We start from the raw sequence: 561 nt of genomic DNA on the forward strand, positions 1-561 counted from the left end.
TACAACAGCGCGAGAGCGCTTCCCTGTGGGAGCAGTTCTGCCAGTGGATCACCAGCACCAACAACCGTCTTTATGTCGGCTGGTTCGGTGTCATCATGATCCCCACCCTGCTCACCGCCACCACCTGCTTCATCATCGCCTTTATCGCCGCTCCTCCTGTAGATATCGACGGTATCCGCGAGCCTGTAGCTGGTTCTCTACTCTACGGAAACAACATCATCTCTGGTGCGGTTGTTCCCTCTTCTAACGCAATTGGACTCCACTTTTACCCCATCTGGGAAGCTGCTTCCTTAGATGAGTGGTTATACAACGGTGGTCCCTACCAGTTAGTCATTTTCCACTTCTTACTAGGTGTCTTCTGCTACCTCGGTCGTCAGTGGGAACTGTCTTTCCGTTTAGGAATGCGTCCTTGGATTTGTGTAGCTTACTCTGCACCCGTATCCGCCGCTACTGCTGTATTCTTAATCTATCCCATCGGACAAGGTTCTTTCTCTGATGGTATGCCTTTAGGAATCTCTGGAACCTTCAACTTTATGTTCGTGTTCCAAGCAGAACATAACA

Annotated in this window: 1 pseudogene; it reads left to right on the forward strand. The window is 50.1% G+C overall.

From position 1 onward, the window contains the following. A pseudogene (locus tag MICAI_RS16135) lies at positions 1-561 on the forward strand (photosystem II q(b) protein); the annotation flags it as partial.

Origin of the sequence: Microcystis sp. T1-4 (assembly GCF_000297435.1) — a bacterium.
Lineage (GTDB): Bacteria > Cyanobacteriota > Cyanobacteriia > Cyanobacteriales > Microcystaceae > Microcystis.